General features: G+C 72.8%; 7 protein-coding genes. 4 read left to right on the top strand and 3 right to left on the bottom strand.

The window, feature by feature from the left end; translation table 11 throughout:
- Nucleotides 1-87: 87 nt before the first annotated feature.
- Both JWR81_RS32185 and JWR81_RS32180 read right to left on the bottom strand, forming a co-directional pair.
- Nucleotides 88-744, bottom strand: coding sequence for a TrkA family potassium uptake protein (locus tag JWR81_RS32185; protein ID WP_297661441.1), 657 nt, complete (start codon nt 742-744; stop codon nt 88-90).
- A gap of 5 nt (nt 745-749) precedes the next feature.
- Nucleotides 750-1,412, bottom strand: a complete 663-nt coding sequence (locus tag JWR81_RS32180; RefSeq protein WP_297661439.1) for a TrkA family potassium uptake protein — start codon at nt 1,410-1,412, stop codon at nt 750-752.
- Nucleotides 1,413-1,491: 79 nt separating this feature from the next.
- Between JWR81_RS32180 and JWR81_RS32175 the strand changes: the two genes are divergently transcribed.
- Genes JWR81_RS32175 through JWR81_RS32165 form a run of 3 tightly spaced genes read left to right on the top strand, consistent with a single transcriptional unit; the run spans nt 1,492 to nt 5,700 of the window.
- Nucleotides 1,492-3,552, top strand: coding sequence for an APC family permease (locus JWR81_RS32175; RefSeq protein WP_297661437.1), 2,061 nt, complete (start codon nt 1,492-1,494; stop codon nt 3,550-3,552).
- Nucleotides 3,549-4,781, top strand: a complete 1,233-nt coding sequence (locus tag JWR81_RS32170) for a class I SAM-dependent RNA methyltransferase (RefSeq protein ID WP_297661435.1) — start codon at nt 3,549-3,551, stop codon at nt 4,779-4,781. The genes JWR81_RS32175 and JWR81_RS32170 overlap by 4 nt, the downstream gene beginning before the upstream one ends.
- 46 nt (nt 4,782-4,827) lie before the next feature.
- The gene (locus tag JWR81_RS32165) at nt 4,828-5,700 is read left to right on the top strand and encodes a MaoC family dehydratase N-terminal domain-containing protein (protein WP_297661433.1); all 873 of its coding nucleotides are present in this window, start codon (nt 4,828-4,830) and stop codon (nt 5,698-5,700) included.
- A 10-nt stretch (nt 5,701-5,710) separates the two neighbouring features.
- Here the strand turns inward: JWR81_RS32165 and JWR81_RS32160 are convergent, their stop codons facing one another.
- A complete protein-coding gene (locus JWR81_RS32160) occupies nt 5,711-7,111 on the bottom strand; it encodes an alpha/beta hydrolase-fold protein (protein WP_297661431.1) in 1,401 nt (466 codons plus the stop codon).
- Nucleotides 7,112-7,287: 176 nt separating this feature from the next.
- Here JWR81_RS32160 and JWR81_RS32155 point away from each other — a divergent pair.
- Nucleotides 7,288-7,486, top strand: a 199-nt coding sequence (locus tag JWR81_RS32155; RefSeq protein ID WP_297661429.1) for a Tex-like N-terminal domain-containing protein, incomplete at its 3' end; no start/stop codon positions are given.

Below are 7,486 nucleotides of genomic sequence, written 5' to 3'. Positions count from 1 at the left end.
CATGACCACCGTCTCGGTGCGTTTCCGGCCGGATATGGCCGTTCTCGCGCCGAGGTGGTGATCATGCCCCGGGCCGTGCGGCCGGCGTCAGTAGCCGAGGGCCTTGCGGATCTCCTCCTCGACCGCGGAGGTGGCGACGAACAGCAGCTCGTCGCCTGGCTCCAGCGCATCGTCGGCCTGGGGGACGATCACGCGCCCGCCCCGCAGGACGACGACCAGCGCGGAGTCGACGGGCAGGGTGAGCGAGCGCACCGGCTTGCCGGCGAGCGGGGTGTCGGCGGGCAGTGTGACCTCCACGAGGTTGGCCTGCCCCTGCCGGAACGTCATCAGGCGCACGAGGTCGCCGACGGCCACGGCCTCCTCGACCAGCGCGGCGAGCAGTCGCGGCGTGGACACCGCGACGTCGACGCCCCAGTTCTCGCCGAACAGCCACTCGTTGCGGGGGTCGTTGACGCGCGCGACCACGCGGCGCACCGCGAACTCCGTCTTGGCCAGCAGTGAGACGACGAGGTTGACCTTGTCGTCGCCCGTGGCCGCGATGACGACGTCGCAGCTCTCCAGCCCGGCCTCCTCCAGCGAGGCCAGCTCGCAGGCGTCGGCGTGGACCCACTCGGCCTGCTCCACCGACTCGGGCTCGATGTGGGACAGGTCCCGCTCGATGAGCATCACCTGGTGCTTGTTCTCCAGCAGCTCCAGCGCGATGGAACGCCCGACGGCGCCCGCACCCGCGATCGCGACCCGCATGCTGATCAGCCCTCCTGCGGCGGGGCCGCGGCCGCGCTCGTGACGTCGCTGACGGTGCCGGACACGGCGGCGACGTAGACGGTGTCCTCGGCCTGCACGGCCGTGTCCGGCTTGGGCAGCAGTCCCGTACCGAACCGCACGATGAACGCCACACGGCTCCCAGTGGCGGCCTCGAGCTCCTTCACCGGGCGTCCCACCCATTCCTGGTGCACCGGGAGCGGCAGGATCGCGACGGTGCCGGTGGGCTCGCGCCACGCCGACGCTACGCCGTCGGGCAGCAGCATCCGCATCAGCCGGTCGGTGCTCCACGGCACGGTGGCGACGGTCGGGATGCCGAGCCGCTCGTAGACGGCGGCGCGCTTGGCGTCGTAGATGCGGGCCACCACGAGCTCGACGCCGAACGACTCACGCGCCACGCGGGCGGAGATGATGTTCGAGTTGTCACCGCTCGAGACAGCGGCGAACGCCTGCGCCCTCTCGACACCGGCGTTGATCAGGACGTCGCGGTGGAAACCCTGCCCGACCACCTGCTTGCCCTTGAAGTCCGGGCTGAGCCTGCGGAAGGCCTGGGGATCCTTGTCGATCACGGCCACCTCGTGGCCGAGCCGCTCCAGGCCTGCGGCCAGCGACGAGCCGACCCGCCCGCACCCCATGATGACGACGTACACGCTGGTCCTCCCTCGCGTTGCGCGCACGTTATCGCAGCGCCGGGCGCACGACTTGCGCCGCACCGCTTACGCTTCCGCCGTGTCCAAGCTCGGCGTCGCCGTGAAGCGAGTCATCGTCGGGCGGCCGCAGCGCAGCGACCGTCTGTCCCACAACCTCCTCCCCAAGCGCATCGCGCTGCCCGTGTTCGCCTCCGACGCGATGTCGTCCGTCGCCTACGCGCCCGAGGAGATCTTCCTGACCCTGTCGCTCGGCGGGGTGGCGTTCTACTCGCTGGCGCCGTGGATCGGCCTCGCCGTCGTGGTGGTGCTCCTGACGGTGGTCACGAGCTACCGGCAGAACGTGCATGCGTACCCGTCGGGCGGCGGCGACTACGAGGTGGCCACGGTCAACCTCGGGCGCAACGCCGGGCTGACGGTCGCGAGCGCGCTGCTCGTGGACTACACGCTGACGGTCGCGGTGTCGATCTCGGCGGCGGCGGCCAACATCGGGGCGCTGATCCCGTTCGTCGCGGATCACAAGGTGATCTTCGCGGTGGTGGCCATCGGGTTGCTGACCGCCGTCAACCTTCGCGGCATCCGCGAGTCGGGTGCGGCGTTCGCGATCCCGGTCTACGCGTTCATGCTCGGCATCGTCACGATGATCATCTGGGGTTTCACGCGGATCCTCCTCCTGGGCGACCACGTGCAGGCGGCCAGCGCGAACCTGGACCTCATCGCGCAGGGCAACGCGTTCACGGGCCTTGCGCTGGTGCTGCTCGTGCTGCGCTCGTTCACCCAGGGCGCCGCGGCGCTCACCGGCGTCGAGGCCATCAGCAACGGCGTGCCGGCGTTCCGGAAGCCGAAGTCGCGCAACGCCGCCACGACACTGCTGCTGCTCGGCGTGGTCTCGGTGAGCATGTTCATGGGGCTCATCGCGCTGGCCCAGCTCACCGGCGCGAAGATCGCTGAGGACCCGGCGACGCAGTTCATCAACGCCCCGGCCGGTTACGTCCAGCAGACGATGGTGGCCCAGCTCGCCGACGCGGTGTTCTCGAGCTTCCGGCCCGGGTTCTTCTTCGTCGTCGTGATGACGGCGCTGATCCTGGCGCTGGCCGCCAACACCGCGTTCAACGGCTTCCCGGTGCTCGGCTCGATCCTCGCCCAGGACCGCTACCTGCCCCGCCAGCTGCACACCCGCGGCGACCGGCTGGCGTTCTCCAACGGCATCCTGATCCTGGCCGGCTTCGCGATCATCCTGGTCATCGGCTTCCAGGCGGAGGTCACGCGGCTCATCCCGCTCTACACGGTGGGCGTGTTCGTGTCGTTCACGCTCAGCCAGACGGGCATGGTGCTGCACTGGAGACGGCTGCTGCGCACCGAGACCGATCGCGCCGCCCGCCGCCGGATGCGCCGCGCGCAGTCCATCAACGGCTTCGGTGCGGCCATGACCGGCGTGGTCCTCATCACGGTGCTCATCACCAAGTTCACGCTCGGCGCGTGGATCGCCATCGCCGCGATGGCCGGGTTCTTCGTGCTGATGAAGGCCATCCAGAAGCACTACGACCGGGTCACGGCGGAGCTGGTCGCGGGCGACGTCGACGGGGTGCTGCCCTCGCGCAACCACGCGATCGTGCTGGTCTCCACGCTGCACAAGCCCGCGCTGCGCGCGATCGCCTACGCGCGGGCGACGCGTCCCGACGTGCTGGAGGGGCTCACCGTCAACGTCGACGAGGCCGACACCAAGAGGCTGATGCGCGACTGGGAGCAGCGCAAGCTCCCACTGCCGCTGAAGGTCGTCGAGTCGCCCTACCGCGAGATCACCAAGCCGGTGCTCGACTACGTCAAGCGGATCCGCACGTCCAACCCGCGCGACGTCGTCACCGTGTTCATCCCGGAGTACGTCGTGGGCCACTGGTGGGAGCAGGTCCTGCACAACCAGAGCGCTCTGCGGCTCAAGGGCCGCCTGCTGTTCCAGCCGGGCGTGATGGTGACGAGCGTGCCGTGGCAGCTCGCGTCGTCGGAACGGGTGAAGGCGCGCCGCCCGGAGACCCCGCCCGGGTCCACCCGCCGCGGCTACGAGTTCGGCCCCGGCGACGACAACCGGCCCGCGGCCCCGTCGCCGTCGGCGGAGCCGGCCGAGCCTGCCAAGCTGCCCAAGTGACACGCACCCCCACGCTCGACTGGACCGACCGCGTCCTCGAGGTCGACGTCGGCCCGATCGCCCACGGCGGGCACTGCGTGGCCCGCCACGAGGGCCGCGTGGTGTTCGTCCGGCACGCGCTGCCCGGCGAGCGCGTACGCGTCGTCGTCGACGAGGACCCGGGCGGCTCGTTCTGCCGCGCCGACGCCGTCGCGGTGCTCGCCGCCTCGCCGGACCGCGTGCCCGCACCCTGCAGCTGGGCCCGCGCGGGCGGGTGCGGCGGCTGCGACCTGCAGCACGTCGACCCGGCCGCGCAGCGCTCGCTCAAGGCCGACGTACTGGCCGAGCAGCTGCAGCGGCTCGCGGGCATCACGCTGCGCGTGCCCGTCGAGGAGCTGCCCGGCGGGGCCCTGGGCTGGCGACGTCGCGTCCGGCTCGCCGTCGACGAGGCCGGGCGGGCCGGCCTGCGCGCCCACCGCAGCCACGACGTCCTGCCGATCGCCGACTGCCCGCTCGCACCCGCCGGCGCGCTGCCCCCGGTGCTCGCCCACGACTTCGAGCCCGGCGGCGAGGTCGAAGTGGCCTCCGACGTCGACGACGTCGTCCACGTCGACGCCCCGGGCGCCCACGGGGGCGGCTTCCCGGAGGACGGTCCCATCGTGCAGCGGGCGGCAGGCCGCGAGTGGCGGCTGTCGTCCGGGGTGTTCTGGCAGGTCCACCCGGCGCTGCCGGACACCCTCGCGTCCGTCGTGGGGGAGTGGGCCGCCGCGCCGTCCGGTGGCGTGGCCTGGGACCTCTACGGCGGCGTGGGGCTGTTCGCGTCCGTGCTGGCCGACCAGGTCGGACCCGAGGGTGGCGTCACGGTCGTCGAGTCGTCGCGGCAGGCCGTGGCCGACGGGCGGGCGGCGCTGGCCGACCGGCCGCAGATCGGCTGGCGGGTGGGGAAGGTCGAGCGACTGATCGTCCCGCGTGGAGCGCAGGGGGAATGCGGATCGGCACTGCTCGACGGGCGGCCCGACGTCATCGTCGCCGACCCGCCGCGCAAGGGCCTGGGCCGCGAGCTGGTGGACGCGCTGTGCGCCCGCGCTCCGGAACGCGTCGTCCACGTGGCGTGCGACCCGGCGGCACTGGCCCGCGACGTCGCCCTGTTCGCCGCGCGCGGGTACCGGCTGGAGAAGCTACGGGCGTTCGACGCCTTCCCGATGACCCATCACTTCGAGTGCGTGGCACTGCTGGTGCGCGACGAGTGACGCAGGTTGCTGCGCACCCGGGGTGCAGTGGGCGATGATCGGGGGCGTGGACAGCTCCGAGGACCTCGCGTCCCACCTCCGGGGGTGGGACCCCCAGCCCGTCGACACCACGGGAACCGTCGAGCCGTGGCCGGCCGAGGCGTTCGCCGGGCTGCTCGACCAGCCCTCCCCGGTGAAGGGCACGGGTGACCCGCTGCCCCCGATGTGGCACTGGTTCCACCTGCTCGCGCACCCCGGGCAGTCCGCGCTCGGCGACGACGGGCACCCCGCCCGCGGCGCGTTCCTGCCGCCGCTGCCCGATCGGCGCCGCATGTTCGCGGGCGGCCGCCTGCAGGTGCGCGAGCCGCTGCGCGTCGGGGACGAGGTGGCGCGCCGGTCGTCGCTGGTCACGGCCACCCCCAAGACGGGCCGCAGCGGGTCGATGGTGTTCGTGACCGAGCGCCACGAGTACCGCCGCGCGGGCATGCTCGCGCTCGTCGAGGAGCAGGACTACGCCTACCGCAGCCAGCCCGCGGGCGAGGCGCGCGGACTGGCCACGGAGCTGCAGACGGCCGCGGAGCCCGGGCCCGTGGCGCCCGACGCCTGGCGTGCCCGGCTCGACCCGGACTCCCGGATGCTGTTCCGCTTCAGCGCGCTGACCTACAACACCCACCGCATCCACTACGACCACCCGTACGTCACGGGCGTCGAGGGGTACCCGGGGCTGGTGGTGCACGGCCCCCTGCTCGCGCTGCTGCTGCTGGAGCTGCCCCGCCGGTTCGCGCCGGGGCGGCAGGTGGCGGGCTTCTCCTACCGGCTGCGCAGCCCCGCGTTCGCCGGCGTGCCGATCGTGGCCGACGGTGACGCGCGCGGTGAGCTGACCGCCGGGGTGCCCGGTCAGCCCCCGTCGGTGACGGGCACGGTGGCGTTCTTCGGCTGACGGGGTCCGGTCAGGCCTGCGCGGCCGGGGCCCCCTCCACCCGGCTCACCAGCCAGGGAAACGCGTCGGAGAAGCTGGTGGAGGCGACCTGCCAGGTGTGTCCGCCCGGGGTGGTGTGCTGGGTGCAGGTGATCCCGTCCGTGGTCATCGCCGCGCACAGCTGGGCGGCTTCCTGGGTCTGGTTGCTGCCCTGCGACCCGGGGTCGGCCTGGCCGCCGAACCCGGTGCCGGCCGTGCGATGGTGCGCGTAGGCGCCGGGCGGGCCGCCAGGATGCCCGCCGTACCGGCCCTGCCCCGGACCGGTGGTGGAGTTCTCGAACCATCCGGCGGTGTCCGTGTAGCGGGCGTGCCCCGTCAGCACCGTCAGCGGGTCGAACCTGGCCCACGCCGCCGCGTTGCCCCCGTAGAGCTGGGCGATCGTCTGGGCCTTCCCGCCGACGGCGGGCCCGAGGTCGCCGGCGATGTCCTCGAACGTGCCGAACAGCTCCGGGTGCATCACCACGAGGTCGGCGGCACACGTCCCGCCCATCGACCACCCGACGATGCCCCAGTTCGCGGGCGCCGCGGACGCATGGAACCGGGAGATCACGTACGGCCGCACGTCGCCGGTGAGGTGGTCGGCGGAGTTGCCGCGCGGCCCGTCGACGCACTGCGTGTCGTTGTTGAACGCGCCACCGGCGTCGACGAACACCATGATCGGAGCGGAGCCGCCGTGGGCCGCCGCCCAGGAGTGGACGACCGACATCGCGTCGCCGGTGCGGATCCAGTCCGCCGGCGTGTTGAACTCGCCGCCGATCATCATCAGCGCCGGCAGCGCCGGGTGCTTCGTGGTGCCCGTGAACCAGGTGGGCGGCAGGTAGACGTACTCCTCGCGGTGGGTGAAGCCGCTCGCGGTCGATGGGATGTTCACCCCCACCAGCGCGCCGGTTGCCGGCCGCGCCGGCGCGGTCGTCATGGCGGCGAGCTGGGCGTCGGTGACCTGGTCGGGGAGCGGGCCCGCCGTGACGGCCCCCCATGCCTCCTGGACGGTGGGGAAGTAGCCGACCCACTGGTTGAGGTTCGAGGCGACGCACAGCAGCGCCAGCGGGACGGCGAGCACCGACAGCGCGCGCCGCCACCAGCGCGAGCCCCGCCAGCCGACGACGACGACCACCACGGCCGCGGCGGTCAGCCCGGTCCAGATCCAGAGCGCGACCGGCGCGGGGTCGTTCGTGAGGCCGTCGGCCGAGACCTCGTAACGGATCGCGAGGGCCACCCCGGCCCCTACGAGGGCGGCCAGCGGGAGCCAGAGCAGGTACCACCCCCGCGTGCTCCGGAGGACCACCACGAGCAGGACGACCGCGGCCACGATCTCGAGCGTGAGGGGGAGCCAGCCGGTCAGCAATGACAGGCCGCCGCGCGTGTAGTTCACGGTTCCACACTGCCAAAGCGGCCCGGCCCGGCGGCGGGGATGAACCTGTGAACAGATGTGAAAACGTGCGACCCGGCGCTCGCGTTCGAGAGCTCGTCGTCCGCACGTCAGAGGCCCGCGCCTCCTCGGCCGGGCCCGCTCGCGTCGACCGGTGCAGCACCCGCCACCATGTACGGGTGACAGCTACGACCGCCTCGGCAGCCACGCACCATGCCGTCCAGCACTCGATCTCCCAGCGGATCGCCGACGAGCTCGGCGTCCGGCCCCACCAGGTGACGGCGGCCGTCGACCTGCTCGACGGCGGCTCGACCGTCCCGTTCATCGCCCGGTACCGCAAGGAGGCCACCGGCACCCTCGACGACGCGCAGCTGCGCA

The organism is Pseudonocardia sp., from assembly GCF_025965585.1.
Taxonomy (GTDB): Bacteria; Actinomycetota; Actinomycetes; order Mycobacteriales; family Pseudonocardiaceae; genus Pseudonocardia.
The sequence above is the reverse complement of the archived record's forward strand: the minus strand, read 5'-3'. Positions and strand labels throughout refer to the sequence as shown.

Excerpts from the sequence above, each read along its gene's own strand:
- JWR81_RS32185 (WP_297661441.1), bottom strand. The coding sequence starts at position 744 with ATGCGGGTCGCGATCGCGGGTGCGGGCGCCGTCGGGCGTTCCATCGCG.